This window comes from Maribacter sp. 4U21 (genome assembly GCF_002742365.1).
GTDB lineage: Bacteria > Bacteroidota > Bacteroidia > Flavobacteriales > Flavobacteriaceae > Maribacter.
Window position 1 is genome coordinate 1 of sequence record NZ_MDGN01000024.1, and the last position, 363, is coordinate 363.

At 40.2% G+C, this 363-nt stretch carries 1 protein-coding gene; it reads right to left on the reverse strand.

Annotated elements, in window-relative coordinates; all coding sequences use genetic code 11:
• Positions 1 to 363 (reverse strand): helix-turn-helix domain-containing protein (locus BFP77_RS04700; protein ID WP_180272309.1); only part of this gene is annotated, 363 nt, incomplete at both ends.

Genomic DNA, 363 nt, shown 5'->3' on the forward strand with positions numbered 1-363 from the left:
TCATCAGATCTACTTCTATATCTCCTATACGTTTACGCTCCGTTACCACTGCCGGTCGTTGTTCTATGGGAACTCTTTTGATAATAGCTCCCCTATTATCCTTCAAATTACTACGTTTCTGTCTTCTTCCTGTATGGCGCAAATGTTTATGAAGACCTTTATAAGCTTTATGTTTTCTATGATGACTGTGCTTTGCGGTCCATATCCATTTATAAATAGTCTCGTGACTAACACATTGCTCTTGCTCCTTGGCAAGACGTTTGGCAATAAGCTCTGGACTCCATTTATTGTGAGACATTAACTCAGCTATACGGGCTTTTAGATCATCCGTTAGGAGTATTGCCTTAGCTTTGACCTTATGGC